Genomic DNA, 26421 nt, shown 5'->3' on the forward strand with positions numbered 1-26421 from the left:
AAACCGGTCTCACACCGGTCTCACACCGGCAGCCGTCGGAACACCGGCCTCGGTACGTGCCGCAGGGCCGACATCACCACCCGCAGCGCGCCCGGCACCCACACCGTCTCCGAGCGGCGCCGCAGCCCCAGCTCGATCGCCAGGGCGACCGCCTCCGGGGTCGTCGCCAGCGGCGCCTCCTCCAGGCCGGCCGTCATCCGCGACCGTACGAATCCGGGGCGTACGACCATCACGTGCACCCCGGTCCCCTGCAGCGCGTCCCCGAGGCCCTGGGCGAACGCGTCGAGACCGGCCTTGGACGAGCCGTAGATGAAGTTCGCCCGGCGGGCGCGCTCGCCGGCCACCGACGACAGCACCACCAGCGAGCCGTGCCCCTGTGCCTGCAGCGCCCCCGCGCAGATCAGGCCCGCCGAGACCGCGCCCGTGTAGTTGGTCTGGGCGACCCGGACGGCGGCGAGCGGGTCGGCCTCGTCGTGCGCCTGGTCGCCGAGGATCCCGAAGGCGAGCAGCACCAGATCGATGTCGCCCTCGGTGAAAATCTTGCCGAGCCGCTCCGCGTGCGACTCCGTGTCGAGTGCGTCGAACGGCACCGTGCGCACCTCCGCGCCCAGTGCGCGCAGCGAGTCGGCGGCGGCCGTCAGGGCGGGCGAGGGGCGGCCGGCGAGCCAGACCGTACGGGTGCGGCGGGCGATCAGCCGGCGGGCGGTGGCGAGACCGATCTCGGACGTGCCGCCGAGCAGGAGAAGGGACTGCGGGGCACCGAAGGCGTCCTTCATGACGATCAAACTCCTCAGAGAGCAATCAGAGGGCGAGACGACGGGAGAGGTCCGACCTGAACACGGAACGCGGGTCGAGCGCGGCGCGCAGCGCGCGGAAGTCGGCGAGCCTCGGGTACATCGCGTCCAGCACCTCGGGCCGCAGCCGCGAGTCCTTCGCGAGGTAGACCCGGCCGCCCGCGTCCGCCACCTCCTCGTCCAGCTCGTCGAGGAACGCGCCGAGACCGGAGAGCCGGGCCGGGATGTCGAGCGCGAGCGTCCAGCCGGGCACGGGGAACGAGAGCCAGCCCGGGTCGCCCGCGCCGAACCGCTTCAGTACGGCGAGGAACGAAGGACAGCCGCGGCGCGCGATCCGCTTCACGATCCGGCGCAGCGTCTCCTCGTGCCCGTGGCCGACGACGAACTGGTACTGGACGAAGCCGCCGCGCCCGTAGATCCGGTTCCAGTGCGGGACGCCGTCGAGGGGGTGGAAGAAGGCGGACATCCGCTGGAGTTCGCCGGTGCGGCGGCGCGGCGCCCTGCGGTACCAGACCTCGTTGAACAGCCCCACCGTCGAGCGGCCTAGCAGCCCCTCGGGGACGAGCGCGGGCGCGGCCGGCAGCTGCCCGGGGCGGAAGGCGAGCGGCGCGCGGCGGGCCCGGCGGTCGCGGACGGGGATCGCGTCGTACGGGGCGTGGTCGCCGCGGGTGAGGACGGACCGGCCGGTGGCGGCGCCGCGCGCGAGGAGGTCGATCCAGGCGACCGAGTAGCGGTAGTGGTGGTCGGTGGCGGTGAGCCGGGCCATCAGGTCGTCGAGGTCCGTGGCGCGTTCGGTGTCGACGGACATCAGCGAGGTCTCGACGGGGAGCAGCCGCAGGGTCGCCGAGAGGATGACACCCGTCAGGCCCATGCCTCCGGTGGTGGCGTCGAAGAGGTCCGTGCCGGGGACGACGGTGTGGATCGCCCCGTCGGCGGTGAGGAGTTCGAGGGCGGCCACATGGCGGCCGAACGATCCGGAGACGTGGTGGTTCTTGCCGTGGATGTCGGCGCCGATCGCGCCGCCGACGGTGACGTACCTGGTCCCGGGGGTGACGGGGACGAACCAGCCGAGCGGGAGCAGCACCTCCATCAGCCGGTGCAGGCTGACGCCCGCGTCGCAGACGACGACCCCCGCGACGGCGTCGACCGAGCGGATCCGGTCGAGGCCGGTCATGTCGAGGACGGAGCCGCCGGCGTTCTGCGCGGCGTCGCCGTAGGCGCGGCCGAGACCGCGCGCGATGGAGCCGCGCGCACCGCAGGCGCGGACGACCTCCGCCGCCTCCTGGTAGCTGCGGGGGCGGTGCACGCGCGCGAGGGTGGGGGCGGTGCGGCCCCAGCCGGTGAGGGGCTCGGCATCGGTGTGGACAGCCATGAAGGTGACCGTATCGCCCGGTGTGCTGGTTATGTCGGGTTTGCTCTTCGGTTCGCCGAATGGGTGATTAAAGGAGTGTCAGGAAAGATTGCCGTGCGGTCGCCGCGCCGCCGGGTCAGAGTCACCCCTGGTCGACCAGCTGGACGGAGGAGTCGACCGGGATCCGGGGAGGCGGAGCGAATGCGAGACGCGGACGTGGCCGTGGCCGGGGCCGGGGTCGAGAGGAGACTCCTGGCCGTCCTGCGCGACTGCGGGCGCCACGCGCGCGTGGCGACGGCCGCCCGCGCGCTGTCCTTCGGCGGCGAGCACGGCGCGCTCTGGCTCGCCGCCGGACTCGCCGGCGCGGCGGTGGACCGGAACCGCCGGGCCGGCTGGCTGCGCGGTACGGCCCTGATCGCCGGGGCGCATCTGGCCAGCATGGGCGTCAAGCGGGTGGTGCGGCGGCCACGGCCGGCGGCGGTGGAGTACGAGCCGCTGGTCCGCACGGCGGGCCGGCACTCCTTCCCCAGCTCCCACGCGACCTCGGCCGCCGCGGCGGCCGTCGCCTTCGCCGCCCTCCGTCCGGCGGCCGGCCGCGTCGCCGTCCCGGCTTCTGCCGCGATGTGCGTCTCCCGGCTGATCGTCGGCGTCCACTACCCGACGGACGTGGCGGCGGGCGCGCTCCTGGGCGCCGTGACGGCCGCCCTGGGCCGCGCCTGGCTGCGAGCGCCTGGCCCCGCGCTCCCCGGTGGCCGCCGTGGCTGAGCGGACCGCGACCGGCCTCGCCGCCGTTCTCGGCGAGCCCCTCGTCGTACGGGAACGGCCGCAGCGGGCGCGCGCCGGCCGGCAGGCGGTCGCCGTCGGCGCCGGGCTCGTCAGGACCGCGCGGCCCCGGCAGTGGGTCAAGAACGTGCTCGTCGTCGCCGCGCCCGTCGCCGCCGGGCAGCTCGTCTCCTGGCACACGGCCGCCCGACTCGCCCTGGTCTTCGCCCTGTTCACGGCCGCCGCCTCCGCCGTCTACCTCGTCAACGACGCCCGTGACTCCGCCGCCGACCGCGCCCACCCGGTCAAGTGCCGCCGACCCGTCGCCGCCGGCCTCGTCCCCGTACCCCTCGCGTACGCCACCGGCGCCCTCCTCGCCCTCGGGGCCGCCACCGCGAGCGCGGTCCTGTGCAACCCGATGACCGCCGCGCTGCTCATCGCGTACCTCGTGATGCAGTTCGCGTACTGTCTGCGCCTCAAACAGGTCCTCGTCGTCGACCTGGCCGTCGTCACCACCGGCTTTCTGATGCGGGCCATGATCGGCGGGGTCGCGCTCGGGATCCCGCTCTCCCGCTGGTTCCTGATCACCACCGGCTTCGGCGCCCTCTTCATGGTCGCCGCCAAGCGCTACTCCGAGGCCGTCCAGATGGAGGGCGTGCAGGGCGCGACCCGGGCGCTGCTCACCCAGTACACGACCGGATATCTGCGCTTCGTCTGGCAGCTGGCGGCCGGCGTCGCCGTCCTCGGCTACTGCCTCTGGGCGCTGGAGAGCGGTGGCGTCGCCACCGGCTCGCTGCTGCCCTGGCGCCAGCTCTCCGTGATCGCGTTCATCCTCGCCGTCCTGCGGTACGCCGTCTTCGCCGACCGCGGCACCGCCGGCGCCCCCGAGGACGTCGTCCTGCGCGACCGCCCGCTCGCGGTCATCGGCCTGGCCTGGGCGGCGATGTACGGCATGGCGGTCGCGGACCTGTGAGTCCGTCGGAAGCACGCGATAGCGGCACGAGATCAAGGGGTACGGGTACGACATGGACTGGTTGACCAAGCTCCCCGTCATCGGCCCCTGGGTCACCAGGCTCATGAAGACGCATGCCTGGCGTTCGTACGAGACACTCGACGCCGCCCGCTGGACCCGGCTCGCCGCCGCCATCACCTTCATCAGCTTCCTGGCGCTGTTCCCGCTGATCGCCGTCGCCGCGGCGGTCGGCGCCGCGCTGCTCAGCAAGGAGCAGCTGGACAAGATCGAGGACAAGGTCTCCGAGCAGGTCCCCGGCATCTCCGACCAGCTCAACATCGGCGGGCTCGTGGACAACGCGGGCACGATCGGCCTCGTCGCCGGCGCGCTGCTGCTCTTCACCGGCATCGGGTGGATCGGCTCGATGCGGGACTGCCTGCGCGCGGTGTGGGGGCTCGACGACCAGGACGAGGGCAACCCCGTCGTGCGCAAGGGCAAGGACGCGCTCGTGCTGCTCGGGCTCGGCGGGGTCGGGCTCTGCTCGCTCGCCGCGTCCTGGCTCGGCTCCACCGCCGTCGGCTGGAGCGCCGACCGGGTGGGGATCTCCGGCGAAGGGGCCACCGGGATCCTGCTCCAGGTGGCCTCCGTCGCCGTCGCCGCCGTCGCGGGCTTCCTGGTCCTGCTGTACCTGCTGACGCTGCTTCCCGGCGTACACCCGCCGCGCCGCCGCCTGGTGGTGGCCGCGGTGATCGGCGCGATCGGCTTCGAGCTGCTGAAGCTGCTGATCGGCGGCTATATGCGGGAGGTCGCGGGGAAGTCGATGTACGGCGCGTTCGGCGTGCCGGTCGCGCTGCTGCTCTGGATCAACTTCACCGCGAAGCTGCTGCTGTTCTGCGCCGCCTGGACGGCTACGGGGTCGCGCTCCGATCCCGGGCGTCAGGAGAAGCAGGAGAGTCAGGAGAGTCGGGAAGGGTCTCCGGCTCCTGGGAGCCAGGGGAGTCAGGGGACTCCGGAGCCTCCGTCCGAGGGCCGCGCAGCGGCCAGCGGCGGTTGACGAGGAAGACGGCGCCCGCGAGCAGCAACAGCACACCGCCGATCACGGCGAGCGCGATCCCGATGCCACCGGACCGCTCCCCGGCGGCGACGTTCCTGGCGGCGTCCGCGCCCGGGGCGTTCTTGCCGGGCGCCGGCGTCGAGCCGTCGCTCCCGGTGCCGGGGTTCGTCCGGGCGGACTTCGGCGCGACCAGCTCGCCGACCGGCTTCACCTTCCCGGTCGAGGCGAAGCCCCAGTCGAGGAGCCGGGCGGTCTCCTTGTAGACCGCGTGCTGCTCCTTGGAGGACGGGTTCATCACCGTCACGAGCAGGACTTTGCCATTACGTTCCGCAACGCCGGTGAACGTGGAGCCGGCGTGCGTCGTGCTGCCGTTCTTGACGCCGGCGATGCCCTGGTACGGCGCGACGCCGAGGTCGCCGGTGAGCAGCCGGTTGGTGTTCTGGATGTCGAAGGTCTCGCGCTTCTTGCCCGGCTTCTGCTCGCCGGGGAAGGCGGCCCGGGCGGTCGCCGCGTACTCCCTGAAGTCCGCCTTCTGCATGCCGCTACGGGCGATCAGTGTGAGGTCGTACGCGGAGGAGACCTGGCCCGGGGCGTCGTAGCCGTCCGGCGAGACGACGTGCGTGTCGAGGGCCTGGAGCTCGTCGGCGCGGTCCTGCATGTCCCGTACGGTCTTCGGGATGCCCTGGTTCATCGCGGAGAGCACCCGCACGGCGTCGTTGCCGGAGCGAAGGAAGACACCGAGCCAGAGGTCGTGGACGGTGTAGGTCTGCTTCTCCTTGATCCCGACGAGACTGGAGCCCGCGCCCAGCCCCGCCAGGTCCTGCGCCGCGACGGTGTGGGTCGCCGTCCTCGGGAACTTGGGCAGCACCGTGTCCGCGAAGAGCATCTTGAGCGTGGAGGCGGGGGCGAGCGGCCAGTGCGAGTTGTGTGCGGCGAGCACCTGACCGGTCTCGGCGTCCGCGACGATCCACGACCGCGCGCTGACCTCCTTGGGCAGCACCGGCGCCCCGGGCCCGAGCTGGACCTGCGTACCTGGCCTGCTGAGCAGCGACCCTCCGACAGAGGACATGAGGGCGGGCGGCTTGGGTTGCTGGTCCTCCTTGTTGTCCACCTTGTCCGCGTGGGCGGGGGCGGCGGCGAGGAGGGGGAGCAGCGCGGCGGCGACGACCGTCCGAGCGGTCTTCTTCGAAGCAGACACGATCGAAAACGTACAGGTACCGCTCAACGAACCGAACCCCGGCGGGCTGTTCGGCCGAACGTGACCACTCGTACGTACTTTCGGGCGCTCGTGCGCGTCCCGGCCGTCCTGGCGGCCCCGATTCCCGGGCCGCCCCGGCGCCGGGGCCGCTGGGACGGGTGGTGATACTGGGGATATGAAGCTCAGCCGGCCGGTCTCCTGGTTCCTGCTCGCGTTCGGGGTGTGGAGCTGGTTCATCTGGATCACTTTCGTCAAGAACCTGTGGAACGACGGGAGCGGTCTCGCCTTCGACGACGCGGGCGGCCCGACGGCCTACTTCTGGGTTCATCTGCTGCTCGCCATCACGTCCTTTGTTCTGGGGACGGTGGTCGGCGTGATCGGGTTGCGTGGCGTGCGCGCATTGCGCCGCGAGCGCGGATAAGGGGTGGGGCGCGTGCTCGGCTTTCTTCTGGTGGCCGTCGTGGCCCTCGGTGTCCTGGGCGGGGTTCACTGGTATGTGTGGCGGCGCCTCGTGCGCGATGTCACCGCCCGGGGGAGCGTGTCGCGGCGGCTGGGGACCGGCGCCGCGTTCGTCCTGCCCGCGCTGTCGGTCGCCGCGCTCGTCTCGTCGCGGGCCGGCGCCCCGTTCTGGCTCCAGCAGGTCGTGGCCTGGCCGGGCTACCTCTGGCTGGCGCTGCTGCTGTACGTGACCCTCGCCCTGGTGGTCGGGGAGGCCGTCCGCCCGCTGCTGCGGCGCGTCCTGGAGCGCCGGGCGGCCGGGCAGGCCCCGGTCGCCGTACAGGCACCCTCCCCGGCCCCGGCCCCGGCGACCGTGCCAGCCACCGACAGCCCCGTCGCGAGCCCCGCAGAGACCCCGGCCGACAGTGCCCCGCAGAACCCCGCCGAGACCCCCGGCGCCGACTCCGGTGTCACCGCCGTCTCCCGGCGCCTCTTCGTGGCGCGCGTCGTCGGCGGCGCCGCGGCGGCCGCCGCCGTGGGGACCGTCGGCTACGGCACGTACGGCGTCCTGCGCGGCCCGCGCGTCAAGCGGGTCACCGTGCCGCTGGCGAAGATTCCGCGCGCGCTGCACGGGTACCGGATCGCCGTAGTCTCCGACATCCACCTCGGGCCCACCCTCGGCCGCGCCCACGCCCAGCGCATCGTCGACACCATCAACTCCACCCAGCCCGATCTGATCGCCGTCGTCGGCGACATGGTCGACGGCACCGTCGAGAACCTCGGCTCCGCCGCCGAGCCGCTCGCCCGGCTCAAGGCCCGGCACGGCTCGTTCTTCGTGACCGGCAACCACGAGTACTTCTCCGGTGCCGACGCCTGGGTCGACCACGTGCGCGAGCTCGGGATGCGCCCGCTGCGCAACGAACGCCTGGAGATCGCGGCCGGTTTCGACCTCGCCGGGGTCGACGACATCGCCGGCGAGAGCGAGGGCCAGGGCCCCGACTTCGCCGCCGCGCTCGGTGACCGCGACCGCGCGAAGGCCGCCGTCCTCCTCGCCCACCAGCCGATCGTCATCGACGACGCAGTCCGCCACGGCGTCGACCTCCAGCTCTCCGGTCACACCCACGGCGGTCAGCTCTGGCCCGGCAACTACCTCGCCGAGCTGGCCAATCCGACCGTCGCCGGTCTGGAGCGGTACGGCGACACCCAGCTCTACGTCTCCCGCGGCGCGGGCGCCTGGGGTCCCCCGGTCCGGGTCGGAGCGCCCTCCGACATCACCGTCGTCCAGCTGGCCTCGAAGCAGGCATGACAAGCAGGGAAGGCAGCGGGCAAACCGTCGCATAAGGGTCGGGTCGGCGGAACACGTCACTCATCTCGCAGGGGGCGATACGTACCGCTCGCGCCCGGGAAATCGCATCCCGGACATATGCCTGCACTGTGAAGGTTTCCTCTTCCGCTTGTGAAGCCCGTGTGATTGGGTGACGCCATCGCGGCATGGCTGGGCGCCGCCGCGGCAGGGGTGGGCTCGACTTAAAGGAAGCACGGCGATGCGGTCGACGGTCCGTCTTCGGATCCTCATCACATGTGGAGTTCTGGTGGCCGCCGGGGTGGGAGGCTGGCAGCTGCTGCCCTCCGACGACGTCCGGACCGACCCGATCACCATCGGCACGACGGACGAGGTGACCTCGCTCGATCCGGCCGGTGCGTGGGACGCCGGCTCCTGGGCGATGTACAGCAACGTCTACCAGACGCTGCTGACCTTCAAGCCCGGCGTCACGACTCCCGTTCCGGACGCGGCGAAGAGCTGCAAGTTCGTGGGCGCCAGGCTCACCACGTACGAGTGCGAGCTCCGGGACGACCTCACCTTCTCCAACGGCCGCAAGGTCACCGGCGAGGACGTCGAGCACTCCTTCGAGCGGATCCTGGACATCAAGGCGGACGCCGGTCCCGCGCCGCTCCTCCCGACCCTCAAGGACGTCGTCGCCGACGGTCAGAAGGTCACCTTCAACCTGAACAGCCGGGACGCGACCTTCCCGCTGAAGCTCACCACCGGCGCCGGTTCGATCGTCGACCGCAGCACGTACCCGGCCAAGAAGGTGCGCGAGGGCAGCACGGTCGACGGCTCGGGGCCGTACGTCATCAAGGAGTTCAAGCCGGGCGAGAGCGCCCGCCTGGAGCCCAACCCGAAGTACCGGGGCGCGGCCAAGTCCGGACCGGCGGTCGTCGTGCGGTACTTCACCGAGTCCGAGCAGCTGGCGACCGCCTGGAAGACCAAGCAGATCGACATCGCGCACCGGCAGATGCCGCCGGAGTTCCTCTCCACGGTGGGGAACGACAAGGACTCCGCCCGGATCACCGAGGCGCAGACCGCCGAGGTCCGCAATCTCTACTTCAACGTGAAGTCCGGCTCGCCGATGGCGAAGAAGGCGGTCCGGCAGGCCGTCGCCGCCGTCATCGACCGCCCGGCGATCGTCACCGGCGCGTACCACGGCACGGTCGAGCCGCTGTACTCCCTCATCCCGCAGGGCTACAACGGCCACAGCACCTCGTTCTACGACGCCTACCCCGAGCCGTCCAAGAAGAAGGCCAAGAGCCTGCTCAAGGACGCGGACGTCGAGACGCCCGTGAGCTTCACCCTCGGCTACCGCAGGGACGCCACGTACGCCGCCGAGGCGAAGGAGATGAAGCGCCAGCTGGAGGCGTCCGGCCTCTTCAAGGTGAAGCTCGTCGAGGCGGAGTGGCAGGAATTCCAGAAGGGGTACGCGAACGGCGAGTACGACGCGTACCCGGTTGGCTGGCTGCCCGACTTCCCGGACTCCGACAGCTTCACCGCCCCGCTGGTGGGCGCGGGCAACGCCATGCACAACGGCTTCTCCAGCAGCAAGATCGACTCGCTGATCGCGGCGACGCAGCAGTACAGCGACCGGGCGGCGGCGGCCAACGACTTCGAGGACATCCAGACGGAGGTCGTGAAGGAGGTCCCGCTGATCCCGCTCTGGCAGAAGAAGGACTACGTGCTCGCGACGACGGAGGTCGCGGGCTCGCAGTACCTGACCGACGGCACCGGCGTCTGGCGGCTCTGGGAGCTGGGCTGGATCTGACGGGATCCGACGCCCGTCCGCACATGAACGAGGGGCCCCGAGCCGTGCACCGGCTCGGGGCCCCTCGCTCGTTCGTCAGCTGTCCTTCGGGGCCTTCGCACGCTTGGGCTTGCCCGAGGCCGCCATGCCCGCCGCCGTCGGCATGAAGTCGGCGAGGAGGTCGTGGGTCTCGCGCACCAGGGGGCGCAGCAGCCGGAAGCGGGAGAGCGAGATCGCCCGGGCGGTGACGGGGGCGAGCCGCTCGACGAGCCGGCGGCTGTTGGCGCAGCCCTCGGAGCGGTCGTACACCCAGAACAGCACCAGGCCCATCTGCTGGAGCCAGAGCAACTGCGGGAGCGGCTCGGCCAGTTCGGGGTCGATCTTGACGTTCGCCCCGGCGATGACCCGGCGGTGGACCTCGATCGCGGCCTCCCGCGGGCCCTCCGACTCGGGGGAGAACGGGCTGAGCGGGCTGTCCGGGTCGGCGGCGTTCTTGAAGAACTGGGACGCGAACTCGTGGTACGGCTCGGCGATGTCGAGCCAGCCGAGCAGGACCCCGCGGATGCGTGCCGTGAGGTCCTTCTCGTCGCTGTCCAGGATGCCTTCGACGGCCGACTGGTGTTCCTCGGCGATCCGGTCGTAGAAGCCCTGGACGAGGTGTTCCTTGGAGGCGAAGTAGTAGTACGCGTTCCCGACGGAGACCCCGGCCTCCTGGGCGATGGCCCGCATGGTCGTCTTGTCGTAGCCGCGGTCCTTGAAGAGCCGGAGGGCGGTTTCGAGGATGACCGTGCGGGTCTGTTCGCTCTTCGCGGCCTTGGCCGGGGCCTTGGCCTGGGCCTGGGCCGGGGCATTGGCCGGGTCATTGGCCTCGGCGGCGGCCCCGGTGGGCTCGGACTCGGTGGGCTCGGGCTCGGCGGGCTGCACTTCCTTCACGTCCTTCACAGTCCCCGAGCCTAACCGGGCGCGCCCGGCACTCCGCAGTGCCCGTCCTCGCAGGCCGGGCCGGCCCCCTTGATCGCCTCCCGCCACCTGGCGGCGGCGAGGACGGTGGCCCGGGCGAAGGGCTGTCCGGCCGGCGTGGCCAGCCAGTGGGCCTTGGGGCGGTGCTCGGCCAGGGCCCAGAGGCAGACGATCCACGCGGAGGTGGCGCGGTAGACCTGCCCCCGGTCCCCGATCACGGTGATCTCCTTGAGGGTGGAGGCGTGGTCGAGGCCGGGGAAGCGGCGCACGGCCTCCTGGGAGGCGGCCGGGACGAGGTCGAGCGGTACGAGCTGACGCTGCCGCAGCAGCCAGGCCCGCAGGTGGACGCAGAGCGGGCAGTCGGCGTCGTACAGCACGGTGAGGCGGTGCACGGGGGTGACGGGCCGGCTCATCCGTCCCACCTCACGCTTCGGCGACGGGCGGAGCCCAGGGGCCCTTGGCCGCGGGGCCGGTCCAGCCCTGCGGGGGTACCGGCGGGACCTGCTCGCGCTCCATGACGCCGCGGCGGCGGATCTTGTTGAGGACGTAGACGTTGCCCAGGTGCATCACGCCGAGGACGAGGAGGACCACGCCGAGCTTGACCGACAGGGCCTCGAAGAGCGCCCGGGCGTCGACGACGGCCTCGTCCTGGCTGAGGTAGAGGGCGACGAAGCCGAAGTTGACGAGGTAGAAGCCGACCACCAGGAGGTGGTTCACGGCCTCGGCGAGCTTCTCGTTCCCGTGCAGGACGTCGGCGAGGAAGATCCTTCCGTTACGGCTGAGGGTGCGGGCGACCCAGATGGTCAGAGCCACGCTGATCAGCAGGTAGGCGATGTACGCGACGACAGTGAGGTCCATGCCCCACGCTCCCTTGAACGTGTTCAAAAGCTTCTTGGGAATGACTGTAGACCTCGACTTGAACATGTTCAAGTGGGAGTGGAGGCGATACGGAGCGAGGGTGAGGTCCGCGCGGAAAAGGGCACGCGGTCGTCACGCCCAGCCGCCTAGGGTGGCGCGTGATGCTCTCTCATGACCTGGCCGGTGAAGGCCCTTCGACCGTTGTCCTGCTCCACTCCGGCGTCTGCGACCGGAGGATGTGGGACGCGCAGTTCGCGGCGCTGGCCGCCGCCGGTGTCCGTGTGGTGCGCTGCGACCTCCGCGGCTTCGGCGAGACCCCCGTCGACCGCCCGCACACCCACTGCGACGACCTCGTGGAGCTCCTCGACGCCCTCGGCATCGAGCGGGCCGCCGTCGTCGGCTCCTCCTTCGGCGGCAAGGTCGCCCTGGAGGTCGCCGTCCGCCACCCGGGCCGGGTCTCCGCGCTCGTCCTGCTCTGCGCCGTCATGCCCGGATTCGCGGCGAGCGACGCGCTGCGCGCGTGGGGCCGCCGCGAGGACGACCTGATCGAGGCGGGCGACCTCGACGGCGCGGTCGCGCTCAACGTCGACACCTGGCTCGGCCCGGAGGCCGGGGCCGAGGCGCGCGAGCTGGTACGGGTGATGCAGCGGCGCGCCTTCGACGTACAGCTCGCCGCGCCGGAGGAGTTCGGCCCGGTGGACAGTGGCGTGACGGCGGGGGACTTGGCGGGCGTGGTGGTGCCGTGCCTGGTGGTCTCCGGGGCGCATGATGTGCCGGACTTCCGGGAGATGGCCCGCCGGCTGGCCGCGGTCCTGCCGGACACCCAGCACATCGACCTGGACTGGGCGGGGCACCTCCCGGCCCTGGAACGCCCGGAGGAGACGGGGGCGCTCATTGCGGAGTTCGTGACGGCGGTCGCGGGTACGGCCGCTGCCGCGTCAGGGGGCTGATCGGACGGGGGCGCCCCCGCCGCCCGCGTTGTGGGTGTGGCCCCGCTCGGGCGGTTCCCACCCCGGCTCCACCCGCCGCTCACACGGTGGTGGGCGGGTGCCGCTCACACGGTGGTGGGCGGGTGCGGGCGTCGGTTACGCGGTGGGTGGGGCGTCGTCGGCCTCGCGGAGGATCTGGGGGAAGGGCTGGCTGAGCTCCCGTGCGGTCGCCTCCGTCCGCCACTCGGCAAGGTCGTCGGCGTCGGCCCGTACCGGATGCCAGAGCCGTATCCGCGCGCCCTCGCCCACCGGCGTCGCCGTGCCGTCCGGGCCGGCCAGGGCCCAGCCGCCCCCGATGCGCTCCGGGAGACCGGCCGTCCACCGCTCGCCGTCCGTCGTGGCCTCCCACACCAGGGCGCGGGCGGCGGCGCCGGTGACCGGTTGGTCGATGTAGTACCGCTCCCAGTCCGCCCCGGACCAGGTGGTCCCGCCCGTCAACTGGTCCTCCAGGCGTGCCCGCTCGACCACCACCAGGGCGCGCAGCTCCCTCAGGGCCGCCCTCAGCTCGCCGAGCCGGTCGCCGTACGCCTCCCGTACGGCCTTGGGCGCCGACTTGAGCACCCGCCCCTGTGGCCCCCGGAACGACAGCGCCGGCACGCCCGGCTCGCGCAGCGACAGCACCCCCGTGTAGTCGCCGAGCGCCACCTCCCGTACCCCGCGCCCGTCCAGGCCGAGCGTCGGGACGCCGCGCTCGCGCAGCATGGCCGGGGTGAGCCCGGCCCGCCCGGCGACGGCCTCCAGGGCCTTCGCGATGCCCTTGGCCACCGTCCGGTTGCGCACCTTGCCCTGGAGGCGGCCGAGCCACGCCACGGCGTCGGCGGCCCGCTCCTCCTCGCACGCGCCGAGGAAGGCGACACCGGCCGAGGCGAGCTTGGCGCTGCGGCAGACCCCGCCCGAACCGCCCGTGCCCGTACCGGCGTTCAGTGCCACCGCACCCACGGCGGGCACCACCCAGGCACCGGTCAGGCCGGCCGCCGTCCACAGTGCCCCGCGCACCACCGCCGCATTGCGCTCGCCGACCAGGCCCCGCTCGCGGTGGACGCCCAGCGAGTGCGGCGCCACCACCAAGTGCTCGGCCTGTCCCGCGAGTCCGTCGAGCAGCGCCCGCACGAGCACGTCGCCGCGGTCCACAGCGGCCAGCAGCTCCCCGGCCGCGGCCTGCCACTTCCGGGTCGGCCGGGCCTTGTCGAGCGCCGCGCAGTGCGCCAGGAACGCCGGCACACCGTCCGCCGCGAGCAGCTCCGGGTGCTCGGCCCGCATCCGCGGCCCGTACGCGTCCTCGTCGTCGAGCAGCGACCACGGCAGCCCGGTGGCGTCGGGCACCTCCGGGCCGATCAGCCGGTCCAGGGCCTCCCGTATCGCGGCGTTCTCCGAGCCCTCCGCCTGGTCGCCCCAGGCCGACAGGGACGCCTTCCTGGCGGCCCGCAGCAGCGCCCGGTCGCAGGCGCCCGCCTCGCCGGCCGCGGCCTCGCGGACGGCGGCCAGCGGGAGACGCATCAACGGCCCGTACTCCTGGAGCAGTTGCAGGGGATCGACCAGCGCCATCACACCGACCAGTCGCTCAAGCAGCTCCTCCGCCTGGGAGAGCGACCACCCCAGCTCCTGCCCGGCCAGCCAGGACACGCTCCAGTCGGAGACCCGGTCCGCGCCGCCCCGGCACTGGTTCCGGTGTATCCACAGCGCGGCCCGGCGCAGCTCGTCGGGCGCGAGCCCGTGCAGCAGGTCCCGGACGGCCGTACCCCCCTGGGTCCGCTGCCGCACCCCCGCCTCGTACAGCCTGACTTCCAGCTTCGTCCCCACCATGCCCACGACGGTACGGGTTCGCACTGACAGCCGGGTCGTCATGAGGTCGTCAGCCGAACCTCCGCACCCCCGGCACAAGCGCCGTCCCCAGGCAGCAGCCGCCCACCAGGACCGCCGCGGCGATCAGCGGGACCTCCGGTCCCCAGGCGGAGGCCGCGAGGGGCGCGAGGGCGTAGCCGAGCGGCATGGCGGCCAGCGAGAGGAGCCAGTCGTAGGAGGTGACGCGGGCCAGGGCATGGGCCGGGACGGCCCGTTGGACGGCGGTCTCCCAGACGGGGGACAGGAAGCCGAGGCCCGCCTGCGCGACCCCGTACGCGGCGATGGTCACCGGCGCGGGCGCGGCGACCGCCAGGAGGACCAGGGGCAGGGCGTACGTGGCGAGGCCCAGGTTCGCCGTCAGGACCGGGCGGCTGGGGCGCAGCCGGTCGGCGAGCAGCGCACCGCCGAGGAAGCCCACCGCGCCGACCTGGAGGAACACCATCCACACGGTCGTGCCGCCCAGTCGGGTGAGCGCGATCCCCGGGCCGAGGGTCATCAGGACGGCCGCGGCGGCGTTCCAGGCGCTGTGGCCGACGAGGCTCGTCCAGTACCAGTCACGCGACCTGACCTCCCGCCAGCCCTCCTTGAGGTCGGCGAGCAGCGAGGCGCTCGGGATCCGCACCCGCTCCACCCGTACGGCGAGGAGCAGCGCGGCACTGGCCGCGAACGTCGCAGCGTCCAGGGCGAACGCCCAGCCCGCACCCACCGTGAGGACCAGCGCCCCGGCGAGGGCGGGCCCGGCGAGCCGGCTCGCGCTCACCGCGACGCCCATGGCCGCGTTGGCGCGCTGGAGCGCCTCGGGGGCCACCGTCCCCCTGATCAGCGGCGCGCTGGTGGGCATCGCGAAGGCGGCGGCCGCTCCGCCCGCGAACTCGGCGCCGGCGATGACCCCGAGGGACGGCGTCCCGCCCAACAGCTCGACGGCGACGAGGGCTTGGGCCGCGCACCGGACGAGATCGGTGACCAGCGCGACCGTACGGGCGTCGAACCGGTCCCCGACGACTCCGCCGACGGGCAGCAGGAGCAGCTTGGGCACCATCGCGCAGGCCAGCACGAGCGCGAGCGCGGAGCTCGATCCGGTGGCCTCCCAGACGGCGATGGCGAGCGCGGCGGGGACGAGGGCGTCACCGACGAGGGAGAGGGCGCGGCCGGTGAACAGGAGCCGGAAGGACCGGGTGCGCAGCGGGTGCGGGGCGGGCGCCTTCGGATACGGGGTCGCCGCGTCCGAGCCGACGGGGGCGATGGGCATGGAGGCGAGATTATTTCGGTACCGAATGATTCGTCAACGAAATATTCGACCCCGAAGAATCGCCGTCGGCGACGTACGATCGATCCATGGAGCCGACCGAGCCCACGCCGCGCGACTGGACCGACGAGCACGTGGAGCGTTGGCAGCCCGTCCTGCCCGGCCTCGACCCGGTCGTGGAGGGCGCCGTCACCCGGATGAAGAAGCTCTCCGTCCACCTACGGCGGGTACGCGAACAGTCCCTCGTCGACTTCGAACTCGAACGCCACGAGTTCGACACGCTCCACAAGCTCGCAGGCCGCGGCGGCAGCGCCGCCCCCTCCGAGCTGGCCCAGGACCTCGACCTCGCCCCCGCCTCGGTCACCGGCCGCCTCGACGCCCTGGAGCGGCGCGGCTTCGTCCGCCGTACACAGTCCACCACCGACCGCCGCCGGGTCGTCGTCGAACTCACCGCCACCGGCCGGGAGACCTGGCTCGGCGCGATGGACGTCCTCGGCCACGAGGAGGACCGGCTCCTCGGCGTCCTCGACGAGGACGAGCGCACTCTCCTCAACGACCTCCTCCGCCGGATCATGGTGCTGGCCGAGGAGGGCACGACCACCCCACCCTGGCACGGCTGAGCCTCTCGGCCGCCTCCGCTACACGCCCCCGGCCCCCCGCTCCCCGGCCACCTCCCCGTACCCCTTGAACGCCGCCCCCACGATCCGCAGGACCCGGTCCGTCTCCTGCGTGGCGTCCTTTCCTGTCGTGAGCGTGGAGTAGACGACGACACGGTCCGCGCCGGGCGTGGCGAACACCCCGCTCGTGTACCCCCGGTTGGTCCCCGTCTTGCCCCAGACCAGCGGGCCGCCACCCGGCGCGGGAGTGCGCATCAGCCCGCCGTAGCTGAAGTTCGCGCCCGGTATGGGCGGCACGGTGAACAGCGACGTCCGCTCGGCCGGGCGGTGCAGCCCGCCACGCATCAGCACGTTCATGAAGCGCCGCAGATCGCCGGCGGTGGAGACCAGACCGCCCTCGGCCCACGCCCAGTCGTCGGCGGGAAGAGAGGTGTGGCGCAGTCCGAGCGGCCGCACGACCCGGTCGCGCAGTTCCTCGCCGTACGACCGGCCGGTCACCTCCTCGATGACGAGTCCGGCGAGGAAGTAGTTGATCCCGTTGTACTGGACGGTCGCCCCGGGGGCCTTCGGCGTCCCGCACGACACCGCCGAGGTCACGACCTCGACCGGCGTCCCCGGCCGGGCGCACTCCGGCTTCTGCAGCCCACTGCTGTGGCTCAGCAGCTGCCCGACGGTGATCGGCGCGTAGGAACTCGGCAGCAGGCCCGGGAGGAGGTCCTGGACCGTGTCGTCCAGGGACAACCGGCCCTCGCCGACGAGTTGGAGCGCGATGGCGGCGGTGAACAGCTTCGTGACGCTGCCGACGGCGAACTGTCCGTCCACCGGAGCCGTCCACTCCCCGGCGGTCCCCGTCCACCGGCCGTCCCGTCCGGTGACCGTGACCATCGCCCCGCGTACGTACGGGTCGGGCAGCCCGCCGAGTGCGGCCCGCAGGGCGGCGGCGTCGATCCGGCCGTGCGCCGGGGCCGTGGCAGTCGTGGCCGAGCCAGTGGTGGCGGTGGTGGCCGTGGCAGTAGTGACGGTAACGGTGGCGGCGCTCGCCGGCGCGCTCGCCGCCACCAGGCCCACCATGCTCGCCAGTGCAGCACCCGTCGCCAGCGCCGCCGTCCAACGCGCCGTGCTCATCCGTGAGTTCGTCATGGATCAAGGTTCCCGCCCGCAGGCCCGCCCGGACCATCGGGGACACCCCTGGCCGGCCCCTGACGCGACCCGGACCCCAACCCCCGTGAACCCCTAAACCGCGCTCACATGCTCAGCGAGCGCGCGTAGTTCAGCTGGCCCATCACCCGGTGGATGGTGTCCGGACCCGTCGCCGGGATCATCGTGGAGTGGTGGCGGCCGCCGCTCGTCACGGTGACCTGGATGAAGCCTGTGGTCGTCTTCTCCTTCATCAGCAGGAACAGCAGACCCAGCAGGCAGAAGATGAAGAAGATGACCGCGAGCACGATCGCGACCGTGGGCATCTTCTCCTCGGTCCGCGACATGTCCATCGGGTTCCACACCGCGCCCTTGAGCGGCATCGCACCGGCCGGCGTGATGATCTGGTCCCCGACCACCGTGATGTCCCCGAGCGCCAGCAGCGGCGCGCCGCCGCCCTGGGCCACCGGCGGGTGCTGCGGCGGCACCGGCACGCCGGGCAGGGTCGGCTGGTACCCGGGCACGCCCGGGGAGCCCGCCTGCGGATACCCGTAACCGGGCGTCCCCGCCTGCGGATAGCCGTACGCCGGGGTTCCCCCCTGCTGCCCGGGCCCCCACTGGTACTCACCGTCCGCGTATGGGTTCGGCTCACTCATCTCTACCCCGTCCTCCACAACGAAAAGCCCGCTCCTGCACGCAGAGCGTACAGAAGCGGGCTTCCCCACTGTGACCAGCTGTCAGAAGACCGGAACTGTCAGAAGACCAGAACCGTCAGAAAACTAGAAGCGGCGCGTGATCAGCGCGCGCTTCACTTCCTGGATCGCCTTCGTGACCTCGATGCCACGCGGGCAGGCATCCGTGCAGTTGAACGTCGTACGGCAACGCCACACGCCGTCCTTGTCGTTCAGGATCTCCAGGCGCTGCTCGCCCGCCTCGTCACGCGAGTCGAAGATGAAACGGTGCGCGTTGACGATCGCGGCCGGGCCGAAGTACTGCCCGTCGTTCCAGAAGACCGGGCAGGACGACGTGCACGCGGCGCACAGGATGCACTTGGTGGTGTCGTCGAAGCGCTCGCGGTCCTCGGCCGACTGCAGACGCTCACGCGTCGGCTCGTTGCCCTTGGTGACCAGGAACGGCATGACGTCCCGGAACGCCTGGAAGAAGGGCTCCATGTCGACCACGAGGTCCTTCATCACCGTGAGGCCCTTGATGGCCTCCACCGTGATCGGCTTCTCGGGGTTGATGTCCTTGATCAGCGTCTTGCAGGCGAGCCTGTTCTTGCCGTTGATCCGCATCGCGTCCGAACCGCAGATGCCGTGCGCGCACGAGCGGCGGAAGGTCAGCGTGCCGTCGACGTCCCACTTGATCTTGTGAAGGGCGTCGAGCACACGCTCCTTCGGGTCGATCTCGATCTGGAAGTCCTCCCAGACCGACGCGTCCGACACCTCGGGGTTGAAGCGGCGGATCCGCATCGTGACCGTGATGTACGGGGAGGCGGCGGACTCCGCCTCGACCTTGTCCAGTACGGGGGTAGCCATCAGTACTTACGCTCCATCGGCTGGTAGCGGGTCTGGACGACCGGCTTGTAGTCGAGACGCACGGTCTCGGAGCCGTCCTCGCCGACCTCGCGGTACGCCATCGTGTGGCGCATGAAGTTGACGTCGTCGCGGTTCGGGTAGTCCTCGCGGTAGTGACCGCCGCGGGACTCCTTGCGCGCCAGGGCCGAGACGGCCATGACCTCGGCCAGTTCGAGCAGGTTGCCCAGCTCGACGGCCTCCAGCAGGTCCGTGTTGAAGCGCTTGCCCTTGTCCTGGATGGACACGTTCTCGTAGCGCTCGCGCAGTTCGGCGATCTTCTCGACGGCCGTCTTGATGGTCTGCTCCGTACGGAACACCATCACGTTGGCGTCCATCGTCTCCTGGAGCTCACGGCGGATGTCGGCCACCCGCTCGCTGCCCGTGGAGTTGCGCAGCTTCTCGATCTGCGCGACGACGAGGGACTCCGGGTTCTCCGGCAGCTCGACGTAGTCGTGCTTGGCGGAGTACTCGGCGGCGGCGATGCCGGAGCGCTTGCCGAAGACGTTGATGTCGAGCAGCGAGTTGGTGCCGAGGCGGTTGGCGCCGTGCACCGACACGCAGGCGACCTCGCCGGCCGCGTACAGACCCGGGACGACCGTGGTGTTGTCGCTGAGGACCTCACCCTGGACGTTGGTCGGGATGCCGCCCATGGCGTAGTGCGCGGTGGGCTGGATCGGGATCGGGTCCGTGTACGGCTCGATGCCGAGGTACGTACGGGCGAACTCGGTGATGTCCGGGAGCTTGGCGTCGAGCTGCTCCGGCGGAAGGTGCGTCAGGTCCAGGTAGACGTGGTCGCCCTCGGGACCGCAGCCGCGGCCCTCGCGGATCTCCGTGTAGATGGAGCGCGAGACGACGTCACGGGACGCGAGGTCCTTCATGACCGGCGCGTACTTCTCCATGAAGCGCTCGCCGTCCTTGTTGCGGAGGATGCCGCCCTCACCGCGGGCGCCCTCCGTCAGCAGGATGCCCATGCGCCAGATGCCCGTCGGGTGGAACTGGAAGAACTCCATGTCCTCCAGCGGCAGACCGCGCCGGTAGCAGGCCGCCTGGCCGTCACCGGTCAGGGTGTGCGCGTTGGAGGTCACCTTGAAGAACTTGCCCGTGCCGCCGGACGCGTAGATCACGGCCTTGGCCTGGAAGATGTGGATCTCGCCGGTGGCCAGCTCGTACGCGACCACACCGGCGGACTTCTTGACCCCGTCGACCTCGACGATGAGCTGGTCCAGGACGTAGAACTCGTTGAAGAACTCCACGCCCTCCTTGACGCAGTTCTGGTACAGCGTCTGGAGGATCATGTGGCCGGTGCGGTCCGCGGCGTAGCAGGACCGGCGGACCGGCGCCTCGCCGTGGTTGCGCGAGTGACCGCCGAAGCGGCGCTGGTCGATGGTGCCGTTCGGGGTCCGGTTGAACGGCAGGCCCATCTTCTCCAGGTCGAGGACGGCGTCGATGGCCTCCTTCGCCAGGATCTCGGCGGCGTCCTGGTCGACCAGGTAGTCACCGCCCTTGACCGTGTCGAAGGTGTGCCACTCCCAGTTGTCCTCCTCCACGTTGGCGAGCGCGGCGGCCATGCCGCCCTGCGCGGCGCCCGTGTGGGAGCGGGTGGGGTAGAGCTTCGTGAGCACGGCGGTGCGGCTGCGCTTCGTCGCCTCGATGGCGGCGCGCATGCCGGCGCCACCGGCGCCCACGATGACGGTGTCGTACTTGTGGATCTTCATGACGTGGATTACCTCAGCCCCGTGCCTAGCGGATGTTCGGGTCGAAGGTGAAGATCACCAGCGTGCCCAGAAGGATGGTGAACACCGTGGCGGTGTACAGCAGGCCCTTGAGCCACAGGCGCGTGTTGGCCCGCTCCGCGTAGTCGTTGATGACCGTGCGGAGGCCGTTGGCGCCGTGCAGCATGGCGAGCCAGAGCATCAGGAGGTCCCAGACCTGCCAGAACGGCGAGGCCCAGCGGCCGGCCACGAAGGCGAAGCCGATCTTGGAGACGCCGCCGTCGAGGAAGAGCTGGATCAGCAGGTGGCCGAGGACCAGGACGACGAGGACGATGCCCGAGAGGCGCATGAAGAGCCACGCGGCCATCTCGAAGTTGCCTCGCGTGGCCCGCGGCGTCTTGCCGGTGCGCTTGCGGGGGGCCTCGATGTACGGGGCCGGGTTCTCCACGTCGTAGTGGGCGGCGCCCTCGACGGGACCGATCGCGGAAGTGGTGTCAGCAGACATGTCTGGCGTCAGCTCCCGAACAGTTCACGTGCGGCGTGGCCGAGGACGGGGTAGATCGAACCCGCCATCAGCACGACCCAGATACCCACGACGGTCCAGAGCATCTGCTTCTGGTAGCGCGGGCCCTTGGACCAGAAGTCCACGGCGATGACCCGGAGGCCGTTCAGCGCGTGGAAGAGGATGGCGGCGACGAGGCCGTACTCGAGGAGTGCGACGATCGGCGTCTTGTACGTGGCGACCACTTCGTCGTAGGCCTCGGGGGAGACGCGGACGAGAGCGGTGTCCAGCACGTGTACGAACAGGAAGAAGAAGATGAGGACGCCGGTGACTCGATGAGCCACCCAGCTCCACATTCCTTCCCGGCCGCGGTACAGCGTTCCAGCCGGCACGGAAAAACCCTCCGGGAGCGGGGATCAGGGTCGGCCGGCTTCTCTGTCGGTCTGACCCGGCCGGGTACGGTCCACCGGCCCTGGTCATCGTAGCGACGAGTTGTCGGTTCGCTCGCGCGGGGTCCATCGGTGTGATCAAAGAGGCACAGAAGGACTACGGACGGCCTATGGGCAGGCTGTCATGACGGCCTGAATCACCGCATTCCGGACGGATGTGCGGGAGAACCGGCCACGCGGACGCGGTGGGCGAGTCGGGCGCGGGCCAGCCGGCGCAGCTCGTCGGCGGCGACCACCCGCTCCTCGTCCGGTTCGTTGCCGAGCCGCGACCGGATCCCCGCGAGCACCTGGTCGAGGCGCTCACCGGGGTGTACGCCGTCGAGGCTGATCACGAACGCGTGCCCGAAGCGGCTCTCGTACGCGGCGTGGGCGGCCCGCAGCGCGGTGTGCGCGGCGGGCGGGGCGTCGGGGTGCGGCACGGCCGAGGACTCGGCGGCCAGCGCCTTGTCGCGATCGGCGACGGACAGGTCGTAACCGGCCTCGTCGGCGGCGGCGAGCAGCGCGTCGAGCGTCGGGTACGGGCGGTGCGCGGTCACCCGTTCGGCCCAACGGTGACTGTGGCAGCAGGAGAGCAGCAGCTCCTGGGCGACGGCGGCCGGGAGCGCGTTGAAGCGCGCGAGGGGGTCGCCCTGCTGGGCAGGTATCGCCGGGGTCGCGGGGGTGGTGGCGGAGCCCAGGTTCCGGTTCCGGGAAGGGGCGCGGGTGTCGCTGGTCAGCGTGGACTCCGGGAAAGGTGGGGTGGGTGTGACGCAACGTTATCGACGGGGCGGGGGAACTGTCCGACGGATGCGCGAATTTCACCCGGAAGGGAGAGTTTCGGAACGTGTGAGTGACGTTCGGGATCGGAGTTCGGTTCCGGTGACGGCGTCGACGCAGGCTACGGTGCGGCTCCGGTCCCGGCTCCGGTACCGGCTCCGGTGCTCCGAATGGCCCCACCCCGTCCCCTGAGGGAGGATGCCGAGTGATGCGGTACGCCATACGAGGGCCCCACGCGGGCCTCAGCCGAAGGTCCCACGCGGGCCTCACCCTCGCGGCCGCGGTGGCGCTGGTCACCGTGACGGCCTGCTCGAACGGCTCGTCCGACGGCCCGGTGGGCCCGACGTCGGGCGCCGGTACGCCGTCCCCCGTCACCAGCGCGCCGGCGACCACACCCCCGCCGCCGAGCCCCACGCCCACCCGGACGTACCCCCTCTCCACCGCCCCGCTCACGGTCCCCGCCGTCCGCGCCCACGAGGCGGCCCGCGGACCGGGCTGGCGACCCGCGCCCGAGGCCGGTGTCGTCGTCGCGGCGGGCAGCGAGGGGCTCGCCGACGAGGGCCGACTGCTCGCGGGGGAGCTCAAGATCGCCTACCGGGGCGCCGTGGCCGCACGGGCCGGCGACGTCGAGCTGGCGCTCGGCGGGACGGGCGCCCCCGAGTCGTACACGCTCACCACCCGCGAGAACCGGGTCAGGATCACCGGCCCCGACCAGGCGGGCGTCTTCTACGGCACCCGGACCCTCAAGCAGTCGGTGAACGGCTCCGGTGCCATGCCCGAGGGAACGGTCACCGACGCGCCGGCGAAGCCGCAGCGCGGGCTGAACGTCGACATCGCGCGCAAGTTCTTCACGGCCGGGTGGATCGAGGCACGGCTCCGCGAGATGGCCGACCTCAAGCTCAACCAGTTCGGCCTGCACTTCTCCGACGACCAGGGCTTCCGCATCGAGTCGGACACCCACCCCGAGATCGTCTCGGCCCAGCACCTCACCAAGGCCGAGGTGCGCCGGATCCTCGCCCTCGCGCAGACCCTGCACATCACCGTCGTGCCCGAGATCGACTCGCCCGGACACCTCGGCGCCGTCCTGCGCGCCCACCCGGACCTCCAGCTGCGGAACGTCAACGGGGTTCCGCGGCAGGCCGCCATCGACATCTCCAAGCCCGCCTCGGCGGAGCTCATCGACGAGCTGCTGCGCGAGTACGCCGGGCTGTTCCCCGGCGGCTGGTTCCACGTCGGCGCCGACGAGTACCAGGCGCTGACCGTCAGCTCCCCCGCGGCCTCCTACCCGCAGCTGGCCACGGCGGCGCGCGAGAAGTACGGCCCGCAGGCCGGCGTCCAGGACCTGGCCGAGGGCTGGCTGAACGACCGGGCGGCCGTGGTGCGCGGCACGGGCAAGGTGGCGAAGGCCTGGAACGACGGCTTCTTCTCGGGCGGAGTCGTCAGCGCCGACCAGCGCATCGAGGTCGATTACTGGACCGGCAAGGAGATCGGGGCCCGGCCGCCGATCGAGTACCTCCAAGAGGGCCGCAAGGTCGTGAACCTCAACGACGAGTTCCTCTACTACGTCCTCGGTGAGCCGAACGAGTTCACGTACCCCACCGGCCGCCGCATCTACGAGCAGTGGACCCCGCGGGTGCTGCGCGGCACGACCCCGGTCCCGGCGCGGTACGACCCCCAGATCCTGGGCGGCCGGTTCGCGGTCTGGTGCGACCTCTCCCAGGCGCAGACGGCGACGCAGGTCGCCGACGGCATCCGGATGCCGCTGACGGCGACGTCCCAGAAGCTGTGGGACGCGCGGACGCCGACGATGAGCTGGGACCAGTTCAGGGCGCTCGCCGTGAACGTGCGCGGCTGACCAGCTGTTTCCCCATGGACGGCGGGGTTCCGTTCGCGTACGGTCGCTCCGCCGCGGCCGCTCGCCCGCGCCGGTGCCTCGGGGAGGGGCGCCGTTCATCCCTGGGGGGATCGCACCACGATGCTCATGCTCCGCAATCCGAACGGTTTGTCGTACGCCGTAGTGTGCCTGCTCGGCGGCAATATCGCCCTCGATGTCCTGCAGGCCCTGTTCGAAGTCCGCGCACTGGTCTCCGACGACGTCGCTGTCACCTACGACCCGGCCGTGTTCGGGGCGCTCGATCTCAACGTGGTCTACAGCGTGGCCTTCACGCTCTACGTGGCGACCGCGATCGTCTTCATCATCTGGTTCCACCGGTTGCGGGCCAACGCCGCAGTATGGGCCGGCGACCTGCAGAGCCGAGGCCCCGGCTGGGCCATCGGTGGCTGGTTCATCCCCATCGCCAACTTGTGGATCCCGCGCGGGATCGCCGCCGACATCTGGCGAGCCAGCCGCTGGGAGCCGTACGCCGCCGACGGGAAGCGGGAGCTGACGCTCCTCAACAGCTGGTGGACGCTCTGGGTCCTCGACGTGGTCGTGGACAGGGTCGCGGCGCAGCTGTACAAGCGGGCCGACAACGTCGACGCGTACGTCACCGCCGCGCAGGTGTCGCTCCTCGGCTACGTGCTCGACATCGCCGCCGCCGTCCTCGCCATCCTCTTCGTCCGCCGTCTGACCTCTATGCAGCACCGCAAGGCCACTGGCATGATTCCGGCCGCGTAGTGACGAAATCTCGCCAGGCGGCGCAGTAAGAGGCAGTGCCGCGACCGCGACGGGAGGCCTCGATGAGCCTGCTGGATCTGATCGACCGGGCCGACGAGCGGAGTCTCGCCGCCGCCGGGCTCGCCTGTCTGGACCGCTGTCTGCCGTTGCTCGCCCCCGAGGGCGGCGATGTGCTGCGGCCCGTCTGGGCGGCGGTCGCCCGGGGCGACGGCGAGGCCTGGGGCGAGGCGATCGCCAAGGCCCGCGTCGAGCTGGACGGTGCCGGTGCCGCCGGGGACGCCGCCGGGCTCGTACGCGAGATGCTCGGCGTCGCGCCCGCCGAGTGGGCCGACGCGCCGCTCCGGATGTGGGCCGCCGGATGTTCCGTCAGCGCGCTCGCCCTGCACGGCCGGTACGAGGCCGCCGAGGTCACCGACGAGCTGATCGAGCGGTGCCGCGCCGGGGACCCGGCCGGGGCCGGTCCGCTGCTCGCGGGCGAGCTGCGCCGGCAGCAGGCGGTCCTGGAGTCGGTCGCCCACGGGCCGACCGGTCTGCGCCGGGCCCGTGAACTCTCCACGGAGGGCGGCCGGGTGCTCCGCGCCGTCGTCTCCCGCCGGGCCCGTACGGCCTGAGGGGTACGAGGGGGCAGGAGCGCCCGGACCGCCCGGCCGGACGCCTGCCGTCACTCCGTCGGCTTCACCACGAGCTGTTCGAGCGTCGCCGCGATGTCCGACTCCGCCCGCGCCTTGTCGAGGCCGAGGCCCGTCAGGACCCCGTCGCCGTCCTCGAACTCCAGGAGCGCCAGCAGGATGTGCTCCGTGCCGACGTAGTTGTGGCCGAGGCGGAGCGCCTCGCGGAAGGTCAGTTCGAGCACCTTCTTCGCCGCCGCGTCGTACGGGATGAGCTCGGGCACCTCTTCGGCCGCCGGCGGCAGCGTCGGGGTGATCGCCTCGCGCAGCGCCTCGGCCGTCACGCCCTGGGAGGTGATCCAGTGCACCGCGAGCCCCTGGGGCTCGGCGAGCAGGCCGAGGGCCACGTGGCCGGTGCCGATCTCGGAGTTCCGGGCGGCCGAGGCCTCGTTCTGGGAGGCCACGACGACGTTCCTGGCCCGGGGCGTGAAGCGGCTGAACCCCGCGTTCGGGTCCATCTTCTCCGCGTCCGGGTCCTTGGGGACGAAGCGCTTCTGGGCCGCCTGGCGGGTGACGCCCATGCTCTTGCCGATGTCGGTCCAGGAGGCACCGGAGCGCCGGGCCTGGTCGACGAAGTGCCCGATCAGATGGTCGGCCACGTCGCCGAGGTGGTCTGCCGCGATCACCGCGTTCGACAGCTGGTCGAGCGCGTCGGGGTTGCTCTGCTTGATCACTTCGATGAGGTCGTCGAGCCGGACGGGGATGGTCATGCCGACTGGTTTCGTCATGAGTGCAACCCTAGGTTGACAGTCCATGGCTGTCAACCATCGGTTGACAGTTCGAGGGTGTGGCAGGGCGCGGGAAAGCCGCGGCCGAGGGCGTCGGGCGCGGTTCGCGAAGAGGGAGAGAAGAAGTGGGCACCTGA

26 protein-coding genes and 1 pseudogene are annotated in these 26421 nt (G+C 71.7%); 11 read left to right on the plus strand and 16 right to left on the minus strand.

Annotation, left to right across the window (positions count from 1 at the left end; translation table 11 throughout):
- Positions 1-20: 20 nt before the first annotated feature.
- Both Q5762_RS10355 and Q5762_RS10360 read right to left on the minus strand, forming a co-directional pair.
- Entirely contained in the window at positions 21-776 is a 756-nt protein-coding gene (locus Q5762_RS10355; RefSeq protein ID WP_315891708.1) for a decaprenylphospho-beta-D-erythro-pentofuranosid-2-ulose 2-reductase, read from the minus strand.
- A gap of 25 nt (positions 777-801) precedes the next feature.
- Positions 802-2166 (minus strand): FAD-binding oxidoreductase, encoded by a 1365-nt coding sequence (locus tag Q5762_RS10360; RefSeq protein WP_315891709.1) that lies wholly within the window; start codon positions 2164-2166, stop codon positions 802-804.
- A gap of 180 nt (positions 2167-2346) precedes the next feature.
- Between Q5762_RS10360 and Q5762_RS10365 the strand changes: the two genes are divergently transcribed.
- Genes Q5762_RS10365 through Q5762_RS10375 form a run of 3 tightly spaced genes read left to right on the plus strand, consistent with a single transcriptional unit; the run spans position 2347 to position 4913 of the window.
- Complete coding sequence (locus tag Q5762_RS10365) at positions 2347-2910, plus strand: phosphatase PAP2 family protein (RefSeq protein WP_315891710.1); 564 nt, start codon at positions 2347-2349, stop codon at positions 2908-2910.
- A complete protein-coding gene (locus Q5762_RS10370; RefSeq protein WP_315891711.1) occupies positions 2903-3880 on the plus strand; it encodes a decaprenyl-phosphate phosphoribosyltransferase in 978 nt (325 codons plus the stop codon). Before Q5762_RS10365 ends, Q5762_RS10370 begins: the two co-directional genes overlap by 8 nt.
- Before the next feature lie 52 nt (positions 3881-3932).
- Positions 3933-4913, plus strand: coding sequence for a YihY/virulence factor BrkB family protein (locus Q5762_RS10375; RefSeq protein ID WP_315891712.1), 981 nt, complete (start codon positions 3933-3935; stop codon positions 4911-4913).
- A 346-nt stretch (positions 4914-5259) separates the two neighbouring features.
- On the opposite strand, the pseudogene Q5762_RS10380 reads toward Q5762_RS10375, so the two are convergent.
- Positions 5260-6348, minus strand: a pseudogene (locus Q5762_RS10380) (D-alanyl-D-alanine carboxypeptidase); the annotation flags it as partial.
- Here Q5762_RS10380 and Q5762_RS10385 point away from each other — a divergent pair.
- The 3 genes from Q5762_RS10385 to Q5762_RS10395 all read left to right on the plus strand — a co-directional run bounded on the left by Q5762_RS10385 (position 6287) and on the right by Q5762_RS10395 (position 9647).
- Entirely contained in the window at positions 6287-6532 is a 246-nt protein-coding gene (locus Q5762_RS10385; RefSeq protein ID WP_315891713.1) for an SCO4848 family membrane protein, read from the plus strand. The pseudogene Q5762_RS10380 and the gene Q5762_RS10385 sit on opposite strands and share 62 nt — an antisense overlap.
- Before the next feature lie 12 nt (positions 6533-6544).
- Positions 6545-7855 carry a metallophosphoesterase gene (locus tag Q5762_RS10390; protein ID WP_315891714.1) on the plus strand — a complete coding sequence of 437 codons (1311 nt, stop codon included), beginning with the start codon at positions 6545-6547 and terminating at the stop codon, positions 7853-7855.
- A gap of 238 nt (positions 7856-8093) precedes the next feature.
- Positions 8094-9647 carry an ABC transporter substrate-binding protein gene (locus tag Q5762_RS10395; protein ID WP_315891715.1) on the plus strand — a complete coding sequence of 518 codons (1554 nt, stop codon included), beginning with the start codon at positions 8094-8096 and terminating at the stop codon, positions 9645-9647.
- Between the two features lie 75 nt (positions 9648-9722).
- Here Q5762_RS10395 and Q5762_RS10400 read toward each other — a convergent pair whose 3' ends face one another.
- From Q5762_RS10400 to Q5762_RS10410, 3 genes are all read right to left on the minus strand, one after another.
- Entirely contained in the window at positions 9723-10409 is a 687-nt protein-coding gene (locus Q5762_RS10400) for a TetR family transcriptional regulator (protein ID WP_315891806.1), read from the minus strand.
- A gap of 170 nt (positions 10410-10579) precedes the next feature.
- The gene (locus Q5762_RS10405) at positions 10580-10999 is read right to left on the minus strand and encodes a DCC1-like thiol-disulfide oxidoreductase family protein (protein ID WP_315891716.1); all 420 of its coding nucleotides are present in this window, start codon (positions 10997-10999) and stop codon (positions 10580-10582) included.
- 10 nt (positions 11000-11009) lie between these two features.
- Entirely contained in the window at positions 11010-11444 is a 435-nt protein-coding gene (locus Q5762_RS10410) for a hypothetical protein (protein ID WP_315891717.1), read from the minus strand.
- Positions 11445-11602: 158 nt separating this feature from the next.
- On the opposite strand from Q5762_RS10410, the gene Q5762_RS10415 reads away from it, so the two are divergent.
- Positions 11603-12394 carry an alpha/beta hydrolase gene (locus tag Q5762_RS10415; protein ID WP_315891718.1) on the plus strand — a complete coding sequence of 264 codons (792 nt, stop codon included), beginning with the start codon at positions 11603-11605 and terminating at the stop codon, positions 12392-12394.
- A gap of 135 nt (positions 12395-12529) precedes the next feature.
- On the opposite strand, the gene Q5762_RS10420 is transcribed toward Q5762_RS10415, so the two are convergent.
- Both Q5762_RS10420 and Q5762_RS10425 read right to left on the minus strand, forming a co-directional pair.
- The gene (locus Q5762_RS10420) at positions 12530-14236 is read right to left on the minus strand and encodes a DUF4132 domain-containing protein (protein ID WP_315891719.1); all 1707 of its coding nucleotides are present in this window, start codon (positions 14234-14236) and stop codon (positions 12530-12532) included.
- A 49-nt stretch (positions 14237-14285) separates the two neighbouring features.
- The gene (locus tag Q5762_RS10425; protein WP_315891720.1) at positions 14286-15524 is read right to left on the minus strand and encodes an MFS transporter; all 1239 of its coding nucleotides are present in this window, start codon (positions 15522-15524) and stop codon (positions 14286-14288) included.
- Positions 15525-15610: 86 nt separating this feature from the next.
- On the opposite strand from Q5762_RS10425, the gene Q5762_RS10430 reads away from it, so the two are divergent.
- Complete coding sequence (locus Q5762_RS10430) at positions 15611-16141, plus strand: MarR family transcriptional regulator (protein ID WP_315891721.1); 531 nt, start codon at positions 15611-15613, stop codon at positions 16139-16141.
- An 18-nt stretch (positions 16142-16159) separates the two neighbouring features.
- Here Q5762_RS10430 and Q5762_RS10435 read toward each other — a convergent pair whose 3' ends face one another.
- From Q5762_RS10435 to Q5762_RS10465, 7 genes are all read right to left on the minus strand, one after another.
- On the minus strand, positions 16160-17263 hold the full coding sequence (locus tag Q5762_RS10435; RefSeq protein WP_315891722.1) for a serine hydrolase domain-containing protein: 1104 nt from the start codon (positions 17261-17263) through the stop codon (positions 16160-16162).
- 119 nt (positions 17264-17382) lie between these two features.
- Positions 17383-17931 carry a hypothetical protein gene (locus tag Q5762_RS10440; protein ID WP_315891723.1) on the minus strand — a complete coding sequence of 183 codons (549 nt, stop codon included), beginning with the start codon at positions 17929-17931 and terminating at the stop codon, positions 17383-17385.
- A 123-nt stretch (positions 17932-18054) separates the two neighbouring features.
- The gene (locus Q5762_RS10445; RefSeq protein WP_315891724.1) at positions 18055-18813 is read right to left on the minus strand and encodes a succinate dehydrogenase iron-sulfur subunit; all 759 of its coding nucleotides are present in this window, start codon (positions 18811-18813) and stop codon (positions 18055-18057) included.
- The gene (sdhA, locus tag Q5762_RS10450; RefSeq protein WP_315891725.1) at positions 18813-20567 is read right to left on the minus strand and encodes a succinate dehydrogenase flavoprotein subunit; all 1755 of its coding nucleotides are present in this window, start codon (positions 20565-20567) and stop codon (positions 18813-18815) included. Before sdhA ends, Q5762_RS10445 begins: the two co-directional genes overlap by 1 nt.
- 25 nt (positions 20568-20592) lie before the next feature.
- Positions 20593-21069, minus strand: a complete 477-nt coding sequence (locus Q5762_RS10455) for a succinate dehydrogenase hydrophobic membrane anchor subunit (protein ID WP_315891726.1) — start codon at positions 21067-21069, stop codon at positions 20593-20595.
- 8 nt (positions 21070-21077) lie between these two features.
- A complete protein-coding gene (gene sdhC / locus Q5762_RS10460) occupies positions 21078-21458 on the minus strand; it encodes a succinate dehydrogenase, cytochrome b556 subunit (RefSeq protein WP_189948009.1) in 381 nt (126 codons plus the stop codon).
- A 194-nt stretch (positions 21459-21652) separates the two neighbouring features.
- Entirely contained in the window at positions 21653-22192 is a 540-nt protein-coding gene (locus tag Q5762_RS10465; RefSeq protein WP_399494868.1) for a 2-oxo-4-hydroxy-4-carboxy-5-ureidoimidazoline decarboxylase, read from the minus strand.
- A gap of 287 nt (positions 22193-22479) precedes the next feature.
- Here Q5762_RS10465 and Q5762_RS10470 point away from each other — a divergent pair, with 287 nt between their 5' ends.
- The 3 genes from Q5762_RS10470 (at position 22480) to Q5762_RS10480 (ending at position 25499) form a co-directional block, all read left to right on the plus strand.
- Entirely contained in the window at positions 22480-24126 is a 1647-nt protein-coding gene (locus Q5762_RS10470) for a glycoside hydrolase family 20 protein (RefSeq protein WP_315891727.1), read from the plus strand.
- Between the two features lie 126 nt (positions 24127-24252).
- Positions 24253-24888, plus strand: a complete 636-nt coding sequence (locus Q5762_RS10475; protein WP_315891728.1) for a DUF4328 domain-containing protein — start codon at positions 24253-24255, stop codon at positions 24886-24888.
- Positions 24889-24950: 62 nt separating this feature from the next.
- The gene (locus Q5762_RS10480; RefSeq protein ID WP_315891729.1) at positions 24951-25499 is read left to right on the plus strand and encodes a hypothetical protein; all 549 of its coding nucleotides are present in this window, start codon (positions 24951-24953) and stop codon (positions 25497-25499) included.
- 50 nt (positions 25500-25549) lie between these two features.
- Here Q5762_RS10480 and Q5762_RS10485 read toward each other — a convergent pair whose 3' ends face one another.
- Positions 25550-26284, minus strand: a complete 735-nt coding sequence (locus tag Q5762_RS10485; protein ID WP_315891730.1) for a Clp protease N-terminal domain-containing protein — start codon at positions 26282-26284, stop codon at positions 25550-25552.
- Positions 26285-26421: the final 137 nt, after the last annotated feature.

It is taken from the genome of Streptomyces sp. P9(2023), assembly GCF_032436795.1.
Taxonomy (GTDB): domain Bacteria; phylum Actinomycetota; class Actinomycetes; order Streptomycetales; family Streptomycetaceae; genus Streptomyces.

Bases quoted from the DNA above. Each gene is read 5' to 3' on its own strand.
- Q5762_RS10355 (WP_315891708.1), bottom strand. From the start codon at position 776: ATGAAGGACGCCTTCGGTGCCCCGCAGTCCCTTCTCCTGCTCGGCGGC.
- Q5762_RS10360 (WP_315891709.1), bottom strand. From the start codon at position 2,166: ATGGCTGTCCACACCGATGCCGAGCCCCTCACCGGCTGGGGCCGCACC.
- Q5762_RS10365 (WP_315891710.1), top strand. From the start codon at position 2,347: ATGCGAGACGCGGACGTGGCCGTGGCCGGGGCCGGGGTCGAGAGGAGA.
- Q5762_RS10375 (WP_315891712.1), top strand. From the start codon at position 3,933: ATGGACTGGTTGACCAAGCTCCCCGTCATCGGCCCCTGGGTCACCAGG.
- Q5762_RS10385 (WP_315891713.1), top strand. From the start codon at position 6,287: ATGAAGCTCAGCCGGCCGGTCTCCTGGTTCCTGCTCGCGTTCGGGGTG.
- Q5762_RS10395 (WP_315891715.1), top strand. From the start codon at position 8,094: ATGCGGTCGACGGTCCGTCTTCGGATCCTCATCACATGTGGAGTTCTG.
- Q5762_RS10405 (WP_315891716.1), bottom strand. From the start codon at position 10,999: ATGAGCCGGCCCGTCACCCCCGTGCACCGCCTCACCGTGCTGTACGAC.
- Q5762_RS10410 (WP_315891717.1), bottom strand. From the start codon at position 11,444: ATGGACCTCACTGTCGTCGCGTACATCGCCTACCTGCTGATCAGCGTG.
- Q5762_RS10420 (WP_315891719.1), bottom strand. From the start codon at position 14,236: ATGGTGGGGACGAAGCTGGAAGTCAGGCTGTACGAGGCGGGGGTGCGG.
- Q5762_RS10425 (WP_315891720.1), bottom strand. From the start codon at position 15,524: ATGCCCATCGCCCCCGTCGGCTCGGACGCGGCGACCCCGTATCCGAAG.
- Q5762_RS10430 (WP_315891721.1), top strand. From the start codon at position 15,611: ATGGAGCCGACCGAGCCCACGCCGCGCGACTGGACCGACGAGCACGTG.
- Q5762_RS10435 (WP_315891722.1), bottom strand. From the start codon at position 17,263: ATGAGCACGGCGCGTTGGACGGCGGCGCTGGCGACGGGTGCTGCACTG.
- Q5762_RS10440 (WP_315891723.1), bottom strand. From the start codon at position 17,931: ATGAGTGAGCCGAACCCATACGCGGACGGTGAGTACCAGTGGGGGCCC.
- Q5762_RS10445 (WP_315891724.1), bottom strand. From the start codon at position 18,813: ATGGCTACCCCCGTACTGGACAAGGTCGAGGCGGAGTCCGCCGCCTCC.
- sdhA (WP_315891725.1), bottom strand. From the start codon at position 20,567: ATGAAGATCCACAAGTACGACACCGTCATCGTGGGCGCCGGTGGCGCC.
- Q5762_RS10455 (WP_315891726.1), bottom strand. From the start codon at position 21,069: ATGTCTGCTGACACCACTTCCGCGATCGGTCCCGTCGAGGGCGCCGCC.
- Q5762_RS10470 (WP_315891727.1), top strand. From the start codon at position 22,480: ATGCGGTACGCCATACGAGGGCCCCACGCGGGCCTCAGCCGAAGGTCC.
- Q5762_RS10475 (WP_315891728.1), top strand. From the start codon at position 24,253: ATGCTCCGCAATCCGAACGGTTTGTCGTACGCCGTAGTGTGCCTGCTC.
- Q5762_RS10480 (WP_315891729.1), top strand. From the start codon at position 24,951: ATGAGCCTGCTGGATCTGATCGACCGGGCCGACGAGCGGAGTCTCGCC.
- Q5762_RS10485 (WP_315891730.1), bottom strand. From the start codon at position 26,284: ATGACGAAACCAGTCGGCATGACCATCCCCGTCCGGCTCGACGACCTC.